15 protein-coding genes and 2 tRNA genes are annotated in these 16,042 nt (G+C 61.6%); 1 reads left to right on the plus strand and 16 read right to left on the minus strand.

Features of this window, described 5'->3' with window-relative positions; all coding sequences use genetic code 11:
* Positions 1-19: 19 nt before the first annotated feature.
* The 15 genes from pnp to rlmE form a co-directional block, all read right to left on the minus strand.
* A complete protein-coding gene (gene pnp, locus FAS41_RS17620) occupies positions 20-2,125 on the minus strand; it encodes a polyribonucleotide nucleotidyltransferase (protein WP_045216766.1) in 2,106 nt (701 codons plus the stop codon).
* Positions 2,126-2,294: 169 nt separating this feature from the next.
* Positions 2,295-2,564 carry a 30S ribosomal protein S15 gene (gene rpsO / locus FAS41_RS17625; RefSeq protein WP_017518939.1) on the minus strand — a complete coding sequence of 90 codons (270 nt, stop codon included), beginning with the start codon at positions 2,562-2,564 and terminating at the stop codon, positions 2,295-2,297.
* Between the two features lie 98 nt (positions 2,565-2,662).
* On the minus strand, positions 2,663-3,577 hold the full coding sequence (gene truB / locus FAS41_RS17630; RefSeq protein ID WP_138524502.1) for a tRNA pseudouridine(55) synthase TruB: 915 nt from the start codon (positions 3,575-3,577) through the stop codon (positions 2,663-2,665).
* A 3-nt stretch (positions 3,578-3,580) separates the two neighbouring features.
* Entirely contained in the window at positions 3,581-3,967 is a 387-nt protein-coding gene (rbfA, locus tag FAS41_RS17635) for a 30S ribosome-binding factor RbfA (RefSeq protein WP_045216758.1), read from the minus strand.
* A gap of 106 nt (positions 3,968-4,073) precedes the next feature.
* Complete coding sequence (gene infB, locus FAS41_RS17640) at positions 4,074-6,608, minus strand: translation initiation factor IF-2 (RefSeq protein WP_138524504.1); 2,535 nt, start codon at positions 6,606-6,608, stop codon at positions 4,074-4,076.
* A 27-nt stretch (positions 6,609-6,635) separates the two neighbouring features.
* A complete protein-coding gene (gene nusA, locus FAS41_RS17645) occupies positions 6,636-8,117 on the minus strand; it encodes a transcription termination factor NusA (protein ID WP_017518943.1) in 1,482 nt (493 codons plus the stop codon).
* A 45-nt stretch (positions 8,118-8,162) separates the two neighbouring features.
* Positions 8,163-8,621 (minus strand): ribosome maturation factor RimP, encoded by a 459-nt coding sequence (rimP, locus tag FAS41_RS17650; RefSeq protein ID WP_138524506.1) that lies wholly within the window; start codon positions 8,619-8,621, stop codon positions 8,163-8,165.
* Between the two features lie 127 nt (positions 8,622-8,748).
* A tRNA-Met gene (locus FAS41_RS17655) sits at positions 8,749-8,825 on the minus strand.
* A gap of 92 nt (positions 8,826-8,917) precedes the next feature.
* Positions 8,918-9,003 (minus strand) — tRNA-Leu (locus tag FAS41_RS17660).
* 16 nt (positions 9,004-9,019) lie between these two features.
* Positions 9,020-9,412, minus strand: a complete 393-nt coding sequence (gene secG / locus FAS41_RS17665; RefSeq protein ID WP_081520701.1) for a preprotein translocase subunit SecG — start codon at positions 9,410-9,412, stop codon at positions 9,020-9,022.
* Between the two features lie 2 nt (positions 9,413-9,414).
* Entirely contained in the window at positions 9,415-10,170 is a 756-nt protein-coding gene (tpiA, locus tag FAS41_RS17670; protein WP_138524508.1) for a triose-phosphate isomerase, read from the minus strand.
* Between the two features lie 65 nt (positions 10,171-10,235).
* Complete coding sequence (gene glmM, locus FAS41_RS17675; protein ID WP_138524510.1) at positions 10,236-11,576, minus strand: phosphoglucosamine mutase; 1,341 nt, start codon at positions 11,574-11,576, stop codon at positions 10,236-10,238.
* Positions 11,573-12,442, minus strand: a complete 870-nt coding sequence (gene folP / locus FAS41_RS17680) for a dihydropteroate synthase (RefSeq protein ID WP_138524512.1) — start codon at positions 12,440-12,442, stop codon at positions 11,573-11,575. The genes glmM and folP overlap by 4 nt, the downstream gene beginning before the upstream one ends.
* 9 nt (positions 12,443-12,451) lie before the next feature.
* On the minus strand, positions 12,452-14,368 hold the full coding sequence (gene ftsH, locus FAS41_RS17685) for an ATP-dependent zinc metalloprotease FtsH (protein WP_045216741.1): 1,917 nt from the start codon (positions 14,366-14,368) through the stop codon (positions 12,452-12,454).
* A gap of 201 nt (positions 14,369-14,569) precedes the next feature.
* Positions 14,570-15,193 carry a 23S rRNA (uridine(2552)-2'-O)-methyltransferase RlmE gene (gene rlmE, locus FAS41_RS17690; RefSeq protein WP_045216738.1) on the minus strand — a complete coding sequence of 208 codons (624 nt, stop codon included), beginning with the start codon at positions 15,191-15,193 and terminating at the stop codon, positions 14,570-14,572.
* A gap of 79 nt (positions 15,194-15,272) precedes the next feature.
* On the opposite strand from rlmE, the gene FAS41_RS17695 reads away from it, so the two are divergent.
* On the plus strand, positions 15,273-15,587 hold the full coding sequence (locus FAS41_RS17695; protein ID WP_015478938.1) for a YhbY family RNA-binding protein: 315 nt from the start codon (positions 15,273-15,275) through the stop codon (positions 15,585-15,587).
* A 42-nt stretch (positions 15,588-15,629) separates the two neighbouring features.
* Here the strand turns inward: FAS41_RS17695 and FAS41_RS17700 are convergent, their stop codons facing one another.
* A complete protein-coding gene (locus FAS41_RS17700) occupies positions 15,630-16,034 on the minus strand; it encodes a DUF4149 domain-containing protein (protein ID WP_171049506.1) in 405 nt (134 codons plus the stop codon).
* Positions 16,035-16,042 lie beyond the last annotated feature (8 nt).

Below are 16,042 nucleotides of genomic sequence, written 5' to 3' on the forward strand. Positions count from 1 at the left end.
CTTTCATTTCACCGATCGCTTACACGCCAGAGGCTTCAGCAGCGGCGACGTCCTTGATGGACAGCTTGATGCGACCACGGTTGTCCACGTCGAGAACCAGGACTTTGACTTCCTGGCCTTCCTGCAGAACGTCGGTGACCTTGTCGATGCGCTTGTCGCTGATCTGCGAGATGTGCACCAGACCATCCTTGCCCGGCAGGATGTTGACGAAGGCACCGAAGTCCACGATGCGCTCGACCTTGCCGACGTAGATCTTGCCGATTTCGGCTTCCGCGGTGATACCCAGGACGCGCTGCTTGGCGGCCTCGGCAGCTTCCTTGGTTTCGCCGTAGATCTTCACGCTGCCATCGTCCTCGATGTCGATCGAGGCCTTGGTCTCTTCGCAGATGCTGCGAATGGTGGCGCCGCCCTTGCCGATGACGTCACGGATCTTGTCGGTGTCGATCTTCATCTGGATCATGGTCGGAGCGTTTTCCGACAGCTCGGCGCGCGGAGCGGCGATGATCTGGTTCATCTGGCCGAGGATATTCAGGCGAGCTTCCAGGGCCTGGCCCAGGGCGATCTCCATGATCTCTTCGGTGATACCGTTGATCTTGATGTCCATCTGCAGGGCGGTAACGCCCTTGTCGGTACCGGCGACCTTGAAGTCCATATCACCCAGGTGGTCTTCGTCACCCAGGATGTCGGTCAGGATGGCGAACTTGTCACCTTCCTTCACCAGGCCCATGGCGATACCGGCAACCGGCGCCTTGACCGGAACACCGGCGTCCATCAGCGCCAGGGAAGCACCGCAAACGGAAGCCATGGAGCTGGAACCGTTGGACTCGGTGATCTCGGAAACAACGCGAATGGTGTAGGGGAACTCGTCCTGGGTCGGCAGCATGGCAGCAACGCTGCGGCGTGCCAGACGGCCGTGGCCGATTTCACGACGACCAGCGCTGCCCATGCGGCCACACTCGCCTACCGAGAACGGCGGGAAGTTGTAGTGCAGCATGAAGGGGTCTTTGCGCTCGCCTTCGAGGGTATCGAGCAGCTGGGCGTCACGGGCGGTGCCAAGGGTGGCAACGACCAGAGCCTGGGTTTCGCCGCGGGTGAACAGCGCCGAACCGTGGGTCTTGCCCAGTACGCCGACTTCGATACGCAGCGGGCGAACGGTGCGGGTGTCGCGGCCATCGATACGCGGTTTGCCGTTGACGATGTTTTCGCGAACGGTGCGGTATTCCAGCAGGCCGAAGACTTCTTTGACTTCACCTGCGGAGAACTGGCCTTCGCCTTCACCGGCGAACTTGGCGACGATCTGCTCGCGCAGGGCGTCCAGGGCCGCGTAACGGTCCTGCTTGACGGTAACGGTGTAAGCCTCAGAGATGGCAGCACCGAATTCGGCCTTGATGGTGTTGACCAGGGCGGTGTTTTCGACCGGAGCGGACCAGTTCCAGGTCGGCTTGCCGGCTTCGGTTGCCAGTTCGGCAACGGCACGGATGACAGCCTGGAATTCTTCGTGGGCGAACAGAACGGCACCCAGCATCTGGTCTTCGGTCAGCTCGTCGGCTTCGGATTCAACCATCAGCACGGCGTCGGAGGTACCGGCCACGACCATGTCGAGGCTGGAGCTCTGCTGCTGCTCATAGGTCGGGTTGAGGATGTAGCCGATTTCCGGGTGGAAACCAACGCGGGCAGCGCCGATCGGGCCGGCGAACGGGATGCCGGAGATCGCCAGGGCGGCGGAGGTGCCGATCATGGCAGCGATGTCCGGATCGGACTTCTTGTTGGTGGAAACGACGGTGCAGACAACCTGCACTTCGTTCATGAAGCCTTCCGGGAACAGCGGGCGAATCGGACGGTCGATCAGGCGCGAGGTCAGGGTTTCCTTCTCGGAAGGACGGCCTTCACGCTTGAAGAAACCACCGGGGATACGGCCAGCTGCGTAAGTCTTCTCCTGGTAGTGCACGGAGAGCGGGAAGAAGCTCTTGCTCGGGTCGGCCTGCTTGGCGCCGACGACGGTGCAGAGCACGGTGACGTCGTCCATGGTGACCAGGACGGCACCGGTGGCCTGGCGGGCAATGCGGCCAGTCTCGAGGGTTACGGTCGACTGACCGAACTGGAATTTCTTGGTTACCGGGTTCACGGTTCTTCTACCTTCTCTTTAGTTGCCTTGGGGGAAATTGTGGAAATGCCGGGAGTCGGACCCGATTTCATTCCCTGTAAAAGCGAGAAAGCCGGGAGCCAGAGCCGATGAGCGGTTTACACCGCCCATCGACCCCGGACTCCCAGCTTCCCACTTCAGGCTTGCCGTCTTAGCGACGCAGGCCCAGGCGACCGATCAGGGCGCTGTAACGAGAGGTGTCCTTGCTCTTCAGGTAGTCCAGCAGCTTACGACGCTGGTTAACCATACGGATCAGGCCACGACGGGAGTGGTGGTCTTTGCCGTTGGCCTTGAAGTGGTCCTGCAGCTTGTTGATGTTGGCGGACAGCAGTGCAACCTGCACTTCCGGGGAACCGGTGTCGCCCTCAGCTTGCTTGTACTCGTTAACGATCTGGGCTTTTTCTTGGACGCTCAGTGCCATGATGGGGCTTCCTCTGAGGTAACAGGCCAGGGACTTCTCCCTGTGTTCATAGTAAGAGGAGTGACCGTGCCTGCTGACAGCCACCCTCGGTTTCGGCCTTAAGACCGAATCAGTCGACGCGGCGCCAGGCGCCCGTCTTCGACTACTTCACCGATGCCGATGAAGCGGCCTTCATGATCCTGCACCCGCAGCATGCCGAACTTCGGCATATCCGGGGCGCGTACCGGCTGACCATGCAGCCAGTAGTAGGCGCTGTGCTCGGACAACTGCAGCAGCGGCCAGTGTTCCAGGCCGGCATCCACCGGCAGCAGGAAGCGGTCGAGGGCTTCGTTGCCACCCTCGGCATGGACTTTCTCGAGCTCCTCCAGCGTCACCGACTGGTTCAGCTGGAACGGTCCGGCCTGTGTCCGGCGCAAGGCGGCGACATGTGCGCCACACCCGAGTTCGCGGCCGAGGTCTTCGACCAGGGTGCGAATGTAGGTGCCCTTGCTGCAGGAAACCGCCAGGGTCGCACAGGGCGACTCGAACGCGAGCATTTCCAGGCGCGCAATAGTAACAGAACGCGCCTCGCGCTCCACTACCTCTCCCGCACGAGCCAGCTTGTACAACGGCTGGCCATCCTTCTTCAGCGCCGAGTACATCGGCGGCACCTGCTCTATATCGCCGCGGAAGCGCGGCAGCAGGGCCTCGATGGCCTCCCGACCAACGGTCACCTCGCGTTGCTCAACCACCTCGCCCTCGGCATCGCCGGTGGTGGTGGTGACGCCCAGCTGGGCCACCGTCTCGTAGGCCTTGTCGGCATCGAGCAGGTACTGGGAGAACTTGGTCGCCTCGCCGAAGCACAGCGGCAGCACGCCGGTGGCCAACGGGTCGAGGCTGCCGGTGTGGCCAGCCTTCTCGGCGTTGAGCAGCCAGCGCACCTTCTGCAGGGCCTGGTTGGAGCTCATGCCGCGCGGCTTGTCGAGAATCAGCACGCCGTTGACCGCACGGCGAATGCGTTTCACCTGGGCCACGCGTTACTCCTCGGAATCGCCGCCGCGACGATCGGCAGCCACTGCGCGCTCGATCAGCGCCGACAGCTCGGCACCACGGCGGATGCTGGCGTCGTAGCTGAAGTGCAGTTGCGGCACGGTGCGCAGTTTCATCGCCTTGCCCAACTGCATGCGCAGGAAACCGGCGGCATCGTTGAGGATGCTGGTGTTCTGCTTCACCACTTCGGCGTTGTCGTCCTGGCCCATCACGGTGACGTACACCTTGGCATGGGACAGGTCGCGGGCCACGTCGACGCCGGTGATGGTCACCAGACCGAGACGCGGGTCCTTGATTTCACGCTGGATCAGCAGCGCCAGTTCGCGCTGCATCTGGTCGCCGATACGCTGGGTACGGCTGTACTCTTTGGCCATTTTTCTAACCTGCTTACCCGAGCCGAGAGGCTCCGGGTCTGAAAGCGGCAAACGCCCGGGACAGCTGGAAAGCCGGCCCGGGCGCTGCGTTCACGCTCGAATACCCTTACAGAGTACGAGCGACTTCGACCTTCTCGAACACTTCGATCTTGTCGCCGACGCGGACGTCGTTGTAGCTCTTCACGCCGATACCGCACTCCATGCCGGCACGTACTTCCGAGACGTCATCCTTGAAGCGACGCAGGGATTCCAGCTCGCCTTCGAAGATAACCACGTCGTCGCGCAGTACACGGATCGGACGATTGCGGTGCACCAGACCCTCGGTGACCATGCAGCCGGCGACCGCGCCGAACTTCGGCGAACGGAACACGTCGCGCACTTCGGCGATGCCCAGGATGTTCTCGCGAACATCGCTGCCGAGCATGCCGGTCAGGGCTTTCTTGACGTCTTCGATGATGTCGTAGATCACGTTGTAGTAACGCATGTCGAGGCCTTCGGACTCGACGATCTTGCGCGCACCGGCGTCAGCACGGACGTTGAAGCCGAACAGCACCGCGTTGGAGGCCAGCGCCAGGTTGGCATCGGACTCGGTGATACCACCGACGCCGCCACCGACCACGCGAACCTGCACTTCGTCGTTGCCCAGGCCGCTGAGCGAGCCCTGCAGGGCCTCCAGCGAACCACGGACATCGGACTTGAGCACGATGTTGAGGGTCTTCTTCTCTTCCTGGCCCATGTTCTCGAAGATGTTTTCCAGCTTGCCGGCGTGGGCACGAGCCAGTTTCACTTCGCGGAACTTGCCTTGACGGAACAGAGCGACTTCGCGGGCCTTCTTCTCGTCGGCAACCACGGTCATCTCGTCACCGGCATCCGGAGTGCCATCCAGGCCGAGGATCTCGACCGGAATGGACGGACCGGCTTCCTTGATCGGCTTGCCGTTCTCGTCGAGCATCGCACGGACGCGGCCGTAGTTGACGCCGACCAGAACCATGTCGCCCTGACGCAGGGTGCCGTCCTGGACCAGCACGGTGGCTACCGGGCCGCGGCCCTTGTCCAGACGGGACTCGACCACCACGCCACGGCCAGGGGCCGACGGAGTGGCTTTGAGTTCGAGCACTTCAGCCTGCAGCAGTACGGCTTCGAGCAGCTCGTCGACGCCGGTACCCAGCTTGGCGGAGACGTGAACGTACGGAGCATCGCCGCCCCACTCTTCCGGAATCACGTCCAGAGCGGCCAGGCCGTTCTTGATGTTGTCCGGGTTGGCGTCGGGCTTGTCGATCTTGTTCACCGCAACCACGATCGGCACACCAGCCGCTTTCGCGTGCTGTACGGCTTCCTGGGTCTGCGGCATCACGCCGTCGTCCGCTGCCACCACGAGGATGACGATGTCAGTCGCCTGGGCACCACGGGCACGCATCGCGGTGAACGCGGCGTGGCCAGGGGTGTCGAGGAAGGTGACCATGCCGCGGTCGGTTTCCACGTGGTAGGCGCCGATGTGCTGGGTGATGCCGCCAGCTTCGCCAGCTGCCACCTTCGCACGACGGATGTAGTCGAGCAGCGAGGTCTTGCCGTGGTCGACGTGGCCCATCACGGTTACGACCGGCGCGCGGGATACCGCCTCGCCTTCGAACTTCAGCGATTCGGCCAGTTGCTCTTCCAGGGCGTTCTCGCTGACCAGCTTGACCTTGTGGCCGAGCTCTTCGGCGATCAGTTGGGCGGTCTCCTGGTCGAGTACCTGGTTGATGGTCACCGGGGTGCCCATCTTGAACATGAACTTGACGACCTCAGCGCCCTTCACCGACATCTGGGCAGCGAGATCGCCCACGGTGATGGTTTCGCCGATATTCACTTCACGCACAATCGGTCCTGTCGGGCTCTGGAACCCGTGCTGGTTACGCTTCTTCAGCTTGCCCTTGCCACGGCCACCGCCGCGACGGCCAAAGCTGTCGTCGTCGTCGCCACCGCTGCGCACAACGCGCGGCGCAGTGGTCTTTTCCTTTTCCTTGATCGACGGGCGATGCTGGGCATGCTTGCGATCACGGCGCTCGTCCTCGTCGTCGCGCTTCGGCGCGCGGCGCACTTCGTCCTTCTTGCGGTCGTCCGCAGCAGGAGTGGCAGCGGCCGGAGCAGCAGGAGCGGCAGCCGGAGCTGCGGCGCGCGGCGCATCGGCAGCAGCCGGAGCGGCAGCAGCCGGTGCAACATCAGTGGCTTGGCGAGCGGCGTCCGCCTGACGACGGGCCTCTTCCGCGGCGGCGCGCTGACGGGCCTCTTCCTCGGCCTTCACACGTACGGCTTCTTCAGCGGCACGCTGTTCTTCCAGCTCGCGCTGGCGCTCGGCCTCAAGCTCTTCAGGATCACGCTTGACGTAGGTCTTCTTCTTGCGAACCTCGACGCTGACGGTCTTGCTGCCAGCGACCCTGATGGTCGAGGTGGTCTTGCGTTGCAGGGTGATCTTGCGCGGTTCATCCGCGCGATCGCCGTGGCTGCCTTTCAAGTGGGCCAGCAGCGCTTGTTTCTCGCTATCGGTCACTACCTGCTCGGCGTTGTTGTGCGGCAGACCCGCTTCGCGCATCTGCTGCAGCAGGCGCTCTACCGGCGTATCGACCGTCTTGGCCAGTTCTTTCACCGTGACTTGCGTCATGCACTTCTCTCCTCAGGCCGCGAATGCTTACTCGAACCAATGGGCCCGGGCGGCCATGATCAACTTGCCGGCACGCTCTTCGTCCATGCCGTCGATGTCGAGCAGATCGTCAATAGATTGCTCGGCAAGATCTTCACGGGTGGTTACGCCACGCAGCGCCAGGTCCACGGCCAGCTCTTTGGTCATACCATCGAGGCTGAGCAGGTCTTCGGCAGGTTGTGCGTCGGCGAGTTTCTCTTCAGTGGCGATGGCTTTGGTCAGCAGGCGGTCCTTGGCACGCGAGCGCAGCTCGTTGACGATGTCTTCGTCGAAGCCGTCGATGCTGAGCATCTCTTCCATCGGTACGTAGGCGATCTCTTCCAGGGTGGTGAAACCTTCTTCAACCAGGACCTGGGCGAGTTCTTCATCGACATCCAGCTCGTCGACGAAGCGCTGCAGGATGTCGCCAGTTTCAGCCTGCTGTTTGGCCTGGATATCGGCCTCGGTCATCACGTTCAGGGTCCAGCCGGTGAGCTGGCTGGCCAGACGGACGTTCTGGCCACTGCGGCCGATGGCCTGTGCCAGGTTGTCCTCGGCGACGGCGATATCCATGGTGTGGGTATCTTCGTCGACGATGATCGCCGCCACTTCGGCCGGGGCCATGGCGTTGATCACGAACTGCGCGGGGTTGTCGTCCCAGAGGACGATGTCCACACGCTCGCCGCCCAGCTCGCCGGAGACGGCCTGGACGCGGGAACCACGCATACCGATGCAGGCACCCTGCGGATCGATACGTTTGTCCTTGGAGCGAACGGCGATCTTGGCGCGCGAACCCGGATCACGGGCAGCGGCCATCACGTCGATCAGTTGCTCGGCGATTTCCGGTACTTCGATGCGGAACAGCTCGATCAGCATTTCCGGCGCGGTACGCGACAGGATCAGCTGAGGACCACGGTTCTCGCTGCGGATTTCCTTCAGCAGGGCACGCACACGGGTGCCGACGCGGAAGGTTTCACGCGGGATGATCTGGTCGCGGGCCAGCAGCGCTTCAGCGTTGTTGCCCAGATCGACGATCACGTTGTCGCGGGTAACCTTCTTGACGGTGCCGGAGATGATCTCGTTGACCTTCTCGCGGTAGGCATCGACCACCTGGGCGCGCTCGGCTTCGCGAACTTTCTGCACGATGACCTGCTTGGCGGTCTGTGCGGCGATGCGGCCGAACTCGATGGATTCGATCTTTTCTTCGATGACCTCGCCGGCTTTCATGCCGGGGTGCTCTTCCTGCACGTCTTCGACGGTCAGTTCCGAGGCAGGATTGGAATAATCCTCATCCTCGACGATGGTCCAGCGACGGAAGGTTTCGTAGTTGCCGTTGGCGCGGTTGATTTCCACACGCAGGTCAACCTCGTCCTCGAAACGCTTTTTGGTCGCGGTTGCCAGGGCCAGCTCCAGCGCTTCGAAAATCACGCCAGGCGGTACACCCTTCTCGTTGGATACCGACTCAACAACCAGCAGTACTTCTTTGCTCATCGTACGCCTCGCCTTTCAATCCATTGGAATCCGCGCTCTCGCGGCTCACTCAAATCGGGGAATGATGTTGGCCTTGTCGATCGAGTCGACCGGCAGCAGGTATTCATGGTCATCCACCAGGACCACCACATCCTGCTCCTCCACACCACGGAGAATGCCCTGGAAATTGCGGCGCCGCTCAAAGGGCGTGCGCAGCTTGATCTTCACCTGCTCGCCGACATAGAGCGCGAACTGTTCAAGGGTGAAGAGCGGCCGATCCATACCCGGCGACGACACCTCGAGGGTGTACTCACCGCTGATCGGATCCTCTACGTCGAGAATGCCACTGATCTGACGACTGACAATTTCACAATCATCGACCAGGATGCCTTCCTGACGATCGATATAAACCCGGAGCAGGGAATGACGACCTTGGGAAATGAACTCCAGGCCCCAGCACTCATAGCCGAGCGCCTCTACTACAGGGGCCAACAAGGCCTGCAACTGTTCTAGCTTGCTCGACACCTGATCGCCTCGCGTATGCTGTAGAAACAAAAAATGGGCGAAACGCCCATCCCTTAAGGACCGCCCTGACCTGGCGGCACGGACTGTCCAGCTAGCAAAAAGCCCCTGAAAAGGGGCTCTGCCAAACTGGTTGCGGGAGCAGGATTTGAACCTACGACCTTCGGGTTATGAGCCCGACGAGCTACCAGACTGCTCCATCCCGCGTCAAAGCTGGTGCGAAATTATACGGTTGAGCCCCTTGAAGGTCAACCGAAACTCCGAAACGACAAGGCCCGCACTGCGGGCCTTTTCGTATATGGTACCGAGGAGGGGACTCGAACCCCTACAGCCTATGGCCACTACCACCTCAAGGTAGCGTGTCTACCAATTCCACCACCTCGGCAAAAACTCTTGCCTGCTTACTTCTGCTCAGGAGCTGCCGGAACGTCGCCGTTACCGCCTGCAGGGGCTTGAGGCTGCCCTTGCGCGCCCGGCACATCACTTGCTGCCGGAGCTTGTTCCTGCTTCTGCTCCATCACTGCCGGATCAGGTAGCCCAGCGTGACGAATCATATCAGCTTTTTCTTTAGCAAAATACGCTAAACCCAAGCTGGTAATAAAAAAAACTGCAGCCAGTACAGCGGTGAAGCGACTCAGGAAGGTAGCAGAACCCTGGCTACCAAAAACCGTACCCGAAGCGCCTGCACCAAACGACGCACCAGCGTCGGCACCCTTGCCTTGCTGAAGCAGGACCAGCACAACCAGACCCAGCGCCATCAGCAGGTGAATCACGATTACAACTGTTTCCAGCATCTTCAGTTTCCTGCGGCGCGACAGATCGCACCGAACTCATCTGCATTCAGGGAAGCTCCACCAATGAGCCCCCCATCGATATCCGGCATGCCGAAAAGCTCGACAGCGTTGGCAGCCTTGACACTGCCGCCGTACAGGAGACGAAGGCCGCGGGCCACCTCTGCGTTTTCCGCCGAGATCTGCGCGCGAATCGCCGCATGCACTTCCTGGGCTTGCTCGGGCGAGGCAGTCAGCCCCGTCCCAATCGCCCACACCGGCTCGTAAGCCACAACGGCGCGGGTAAACGCCCCGACACCGAGATCTTCGATCACCGAGCCCAACTGGCGCCCGACAACCTCAAGAGTCTTGCCCGCCTCACGCTGCTCGCGGGTTTCACCCACGCACAGGATCGGAGTCAGGCCACACGATTGAACCGCCGCAAACTTGCGACTGATCACTCCATCGCTCTCACCCAGGATCAAGCGGCGCTCGGAGTGACCAACCAGCACCAGGGAGCAGTTCGCATCCGCCAGCTGGCTGGCTGCGATCTCGCCCGTCAAGGCACCCTGCATCGGCTCAACCGCGCAATTTTGCGCACCGACGGCAACCGCCTTTCCATCCAGGCCTTGTACAACCTGGTTGATGTACAGACAGGGCGGAAAAACCGCCACATCGACACCCGTGGGAAGAGCCAGTTGACGCAGGCCTTTGATCAGCTCCGTGACGCTGGAGCGGGTACCGTGCATTTTCCAATTACCGGCCACCAAGGGTCGACGCATGCTGTACCTCGCTGAGCAAAGTGGGCGCAGATATTACTCGACGCTTTGGGAACTGACAAGAGAAATCAAGCACATACCTCTGTAACGACTTTTGCCAGCTGTTCGGCGTAGGCACGAACACGAGCTTCCTCGTCACCCTCGACCATCACCCGAACCAGCGGCTCGGTTCCGGACTTGCGCAGCAGAACGCGGCCACGCCCAGCCATTTCCTCGGTCACCTTGGCGCAGGCTTCCTTCACTGCCGGATGCTCCAGCGGGTCGACGCCACCGCCAGCGAAGCGCACGTTGATCAGCACCTGTGGGCACTTGCGAATACCCATGCGCGCTTCGGCCAGGTTCTGGCCGCGGGTTTTGAGCGCCATCAGCACCTGCAATGCCGCAATGATCGCATCCCCTGTCGTGGTGTGCTGGTAGCAGACCACATGACCGGAATTTTCACCGCCCAACTGCCAGTTGCGCGACTGCAACTCGGACATCACATAGCGATCCCCTACCTTGGCACGAGCGAAGGGAATATGGAGATCTTGCAGGGCCAGCTCGAGCCCGAGGTTGCTCATCAGCGTCCCGACCACACCACCATGCAGCTTGCCGCGATCCAGCATGTCTCGGGCAATGAGGTAGAGAATCTCGTCGCCATCGACGATGGTGCCGGTGTGATCAACCATCATCACCCGGTCGCCGTCGCCGTCGAAGGCGATACCGATGTCGGCATGCTCGGCCAGCACCGCCTCCTGCAGCGCCCCCATGTGAGTGGAGCCACAATTGTGGTTGATGTTCAGGCCATTGGGCTCAGCACCGATGACGAACACCTCGGCACCCAGCTCACGGAAGACATTGGGGGCAATCTTGTAGGTCGCACCATGGGCGCAATCCAGCGCGATGCGCAGCCCGGCGAAGCTGGTGTTAGAGGGCACGCTGCTCTTGCAGAACTCGATGTAGCGGCCTGCAGCGTCGTTGATGCGCGAGACCTTGCCCAGACGAGCGGACTCGACCACGGTCATCGGCGCATCCAGGAGCTCCTCGATGATCAACTCGACTTCATCGGGCAGCTTGGTGCCCTGCCCGGAGAAGAACTTGATGCCGTTGTCGTCGTGCGGATTGTGCGAAGCACTGATGACGATGCCAGCTTCGGCATGGAAAGTACGAGTCAGATAGGCGATACCGGGAGTGGGCATTGGGCCCAGCAACATCACGTCGGCCCCGGCGGCAGACAAACCAGCTTCCAGTGCGGATTCGAACATGTAACCGGAAATTCGGGTGTCCTTGCCCACCAGCACGCGACATTTGCCCTGCTGGCGGAAGGCCATACCCACGGCCCAACCCAACTTGAGCACGAAGTCCGGCGTGATCGGCGGAGTGCCTACGCGACCGCGAATTCCATCGGTGCCAAAATACTTCCTGCTCATGCGGGCATCCCCTCTTCCATTGCACTTTCTACTGCGTGAATCATTCGAACCACATCCACGGTCTCGGCGACATCGTGGACACGGATGATGCTGGCTCCCTTGGTCACTGCCAGGGCAGCCAACGCAAGGCTGCCATACAGGCGATCCCCTACTTCGCGCCCCAGCGCCCGACCAATCATGCTCTTACGGGAGACACCGACCAGGAGCGGATGCCCCATATCCAGCAACGCTTCCATCTGACGGAACAGGTTGAGGTTGTGGTTCTGGGTCTTGGCAAAACCGAAGCCAGGATCGATCACGATTCGTCCCCTGGCAATGCCCACGGATTCGCACGCCGAGACACGACTTTCAAGGAAACCACGGACTTCCTCAAGGATGTCCGGATAACGCGGATCGTCCTGCATGTCTCCGGGCTCGCCGCGCATATGCATGAGGCAGACTGGCAACCCAGAGTCAGCAGCAGCGTCCAGAGCGCCATCACGCTGCAAGGAACGCACATCGTTGATCAGTCCAGCTCCCAGACGCGCGGTCTCGCGCATCACCGCCGGGGTGGAGGTATCGACGGAGATCACCACATCCAGCTCGCGAGCGATGGCTTCGACCACCGGTGCGACACGTTCCAACTCCTCAGTGGGTGAAACCACGCGCGCACCCGGACGGGTCGACTCACCACCGATATCGATCAGCGTAGCGCCGGCCGTGACCATCTCCGCCGCGTGACGCAACGCAGCATCGTGCCGGTTGAAGCGCCCGCCATCGGAGAAGGAGTCAGGGGTGACGTTGAGGATGCCCATGACGTGCGGGCGGCTTAAATCAAGAACCCGGTTGCCGCAAGGCAACCGGGTCGGGTGGTACAACGAACTCATTCAGTACTCTCAGTGTTCGCCGGCGGGCCCGCCAATCGGATTTTCCTGGCGACCTTCGTCGCGCGGCGAGGCGGCGTTGCCGGAAGAGCCGGAGTTGCCACCCTGCCAGTCACGCGGCTCCCGGGGAGTGCGACCAGCCATGATGTCGTCGATCTGATCAGCATCGATGGTTTCGTACTTCATCAGTGCGTCGGCCATCATGTCGAGCTTGTCGCGATTTTCTTCCAGCAGGCGCTTGGCGGTGCCATAGCAGTCGTCAATGATGCGGCGCACTTCCTGGTCGATCAGCTTGGCCGTCTCACCCGAGATATTCGAGTGCTGGCCGCCAGCGCTACGGCCGAGGAAGACCTCGCCCTCCTCTTCCGCGTACATCAGCGGACCGAGCTTCTCGGACAGACCCCACTTGGTCACCATATTCCGCGCCAACTGGGTGGCACGCATGATGTCGTTGGAGGCGCCGGTGGTCACTCCTTCGAAGCCCAGGGTCATCTCTTCGGCGATACGGCCACCGAACAGCGAGCAGATCTGGCTCTCCAGGGCGCGCTTGGACAGGCTGTAACGGTCTTCTTCCGGCAGGAACATGGTCACACCCAAGGCACGACCGCGCGGAATGATGGAAACCTTGTAGACCGGGTCGTGCTCCGGAACCAGACGACCGACGATAGCGTGGCCGGCTTCGTGGAACGCGGTGTTCTTCTTCTCCTTCTCGGACATGACCATGGTCTTGCGCTCGGCGCCCATCATGATCTTGTCCTTGGCCAGTTCGAACTCACGCATGTCGACGATGCGCTTGTTGGAACGGGCGGCGAACAGCGAGGCCTCGTTCACCAGGTTGGCCAGGTCGGCACCGGAGAAGCCCGGGGTGCCGCGCGCAATCACGGCCGGATCGACGTTGTCGCCCAGCGGGACTTTGCGCATGTGCACTTTCAGGATCTGTTCGCGGCCACGAATATCCGGCAGGCCGACCACCACCTGGCGGTCGAAGCGACCCGGACGCAGCAGCGCAGGGTCGAGCACGTCCGGACGGTTGGTCGCGGCGATGACGATGATGCCGTCATTCATCTCGAAGCCGTCCATCTCCACCAGCAACTGGTTGAGGGTCTGCTCGCGCTCGTCGTGACCGCCACCCAGGCCGGCGCCACGATGGCGGCCGACGGCGTCGATCTCGTCGATGAAGATGATGCAGGGTGCGTGCTTCTTGGCCTGGTCGAACATGTCGCGAACGCGCGAGGCGCCCACGCCGACGAACATTTCCACGAAGTCCGAACCGGAAATGGTGAAGAACGGCACCTTGGCTTCGCCGGCAATCGCCTTGGCGAGCAGGGTCTTACCGGTACCGGGCGGGCCAACCATCAGCACGCCGCGCGGGATACGACCACCCAGGCGCTGGAACTTGCCCGGATCGCGGAGGAATTCCACCAGTTCGCTGACTTCTTCCTTGGCCTCGTCGCAACCGGCAACGTCGGCGAAGGTGGTCTTCACTTGATCTTCCGACAGCAGGCGCGCCTTGCTCTTGCCGAAGCTCATCGGTCCACCGCGCCCACCGCCGCCACCCTGCATCTGGCGCATGAAGAACATGAAGACCGCGATGATCACCAGGATCGGGAAGCTCGCTACCAGCAACTGGGTCCAGATGCTCTGCTGCTCGGGCTGCTTGCCTTCAACAACGACGTTGTTGTTGACCAGGTCACCGATCAGGCCGTTGTCCTGGATCGCCGGGCGGATGGTCTTGAAAGTGTCACCATCCTGGCGCTTGCCGGTGATGACATAGCCGTCGACGGTCACGCGCTCGACCTTGCCGTCCTTCACCTGCTGGATGAAGTCGGAATAGTTGAGCGTCTGCGGCTCGCTCGGGCTGGAGAAGTTGTTCATCACGGTGACGAGTACCGCCGCGATGATCAGCCACAGAATCAGGTTCTTTGCCATGTCGTTCAATTGACTACCCTCTGAAGCCGGCTCCGCCCTGGAAACCGCTTCTCACGACGGCCAGACTCCTTCCGGCCAAAATTACTACACAACGCCCGCCGCCAGGCAGACGCCGTCTGTAACCCTTTATGAACCCCGGCTTTCACCGGTACAAGCAAAACCTGCAAGGCATAGACCAGTAGCCTGCCCAATCATTCCAGTCTAGGCGCCGCGAAAGCCTCGTGCGAGCAGATACTGCTCCCGCGAACGGTCGCGGGACGACAGCGGTTTGCGCATCTGCACCTTCTCGAAGTTCTCGCGAACCATCTTGTGGTAAGCGTCGAAACCCTCACCCTGGAAAATCTTGATCAGGAAATCGCCACCCGGACGCAGCACACGGGTGCACAGGTCCAGGGCCAACTCGCAGAGGAACATCGCACGGGGCATGTCCACGGCGGGCAGTCCACTCATATTGGGGGCCATATCGGAAATCACAAGGTCTACCGGATTTTCTCCGATGGCCTCGAGCAACTGGGCGAAGACCTCGTCCTCGGTGAAGTCACCCTGGATGAAGGTGACATCCGGGATGCTGTCCATCGGCAGGATGTCCGACGCGATCAGGGTGCCCTTGTCGCCGATCACCCGGCTGGTGACCTGCGACCAACCGCCAGGGGCCGCACCGAGGTCTACCACGGTCATGCCCGGGCGCAGGATGCGATCCTTCTCCTGGATTTCCAGCAGTTTGTAGCTGGCGCGCGAGCGGTAGCCGTCGCGCTGTGCCATCTTCACGTAAGGATCGTCGAAATGTTCTTTCAGCCAGCGATGGCTAGTCTTGGAACGGGCCACGTATTACCTCGTCTGAGCGGCATCCCGGTCGTACCGAAACTCGGGTAGAATATCCGCCTTTTTTCCCAGGGGTCAGATTATGGCGCTCTCTCAGGAGCAGAAAAAGCAGTTCAAATCTATCGGGCATCACCTGAAACCCGTATTGACCGTTGCAGAAAACGGTCTCTCGGAAGGTGTAATGGCCGAGCTTGAGCGTGCGCTCAACGATCATGAACTGATCAAGGTGCAGTTCCGCATCACCGAACGCGACGACCGTCGCGCGCTGATCGACGAACTTTGCCAGAACGGCAGCTGCGAACTGGTTCAGTCCATCGGCAAGATGGCGCTGATCTATCGTCGCAACCCCAAGCCGAACAAGAACCTGTCGAACATCAGCCGCTTCAGCGGTCTCTGACAGTCAAGACCGGCAACGCGGAGCCGGCAAGGCTCCGCCGCGTCAGTTCCGTTCGTCCCGCCCAGGCGCCGGCTGCAGCACCAGCAGCAACCCGCACAGCGCCACCACCAGGTAATTGAACAGTAGCCAGCGCTGAGCATCCGGCGCTACCTGGCGCACCACAAGATAGGCTGCCGCCATCACCAGCACCGTCAGCAACAACTGCCCCCGCGTTTCTCGGGTAAAGGCAGCGAACCCGCGCGCCTGCCAGAGCACCAGAGCCTGGAGCAGCACGCAGAAACCGGCGAAACCCACAAGCAATGGCTTCAGCGCGTCGGCGACGGCCTCCACCAGCAGAGGTGCCAGGCCGATCTTGCCCAGCGCCGGCAACACCACGAACTGAAGCAGCCAGAGGCCGCCGACCCAGAATGTCTGGGCCAGCAGCCAACTGATGGTGCCTGCGTTCAGGGATTGCC

It is taken from the genome of Pseudomonas nicosulfuronedens (assembly GCF_005877905.1).
GTDB lineage: Bacteria > Pseudomonadota > Gammaproteobacteria > Pseudomonadales > Pseudomonadaceae > Pseudomonas > Pseudomonas nicosulfuronedens.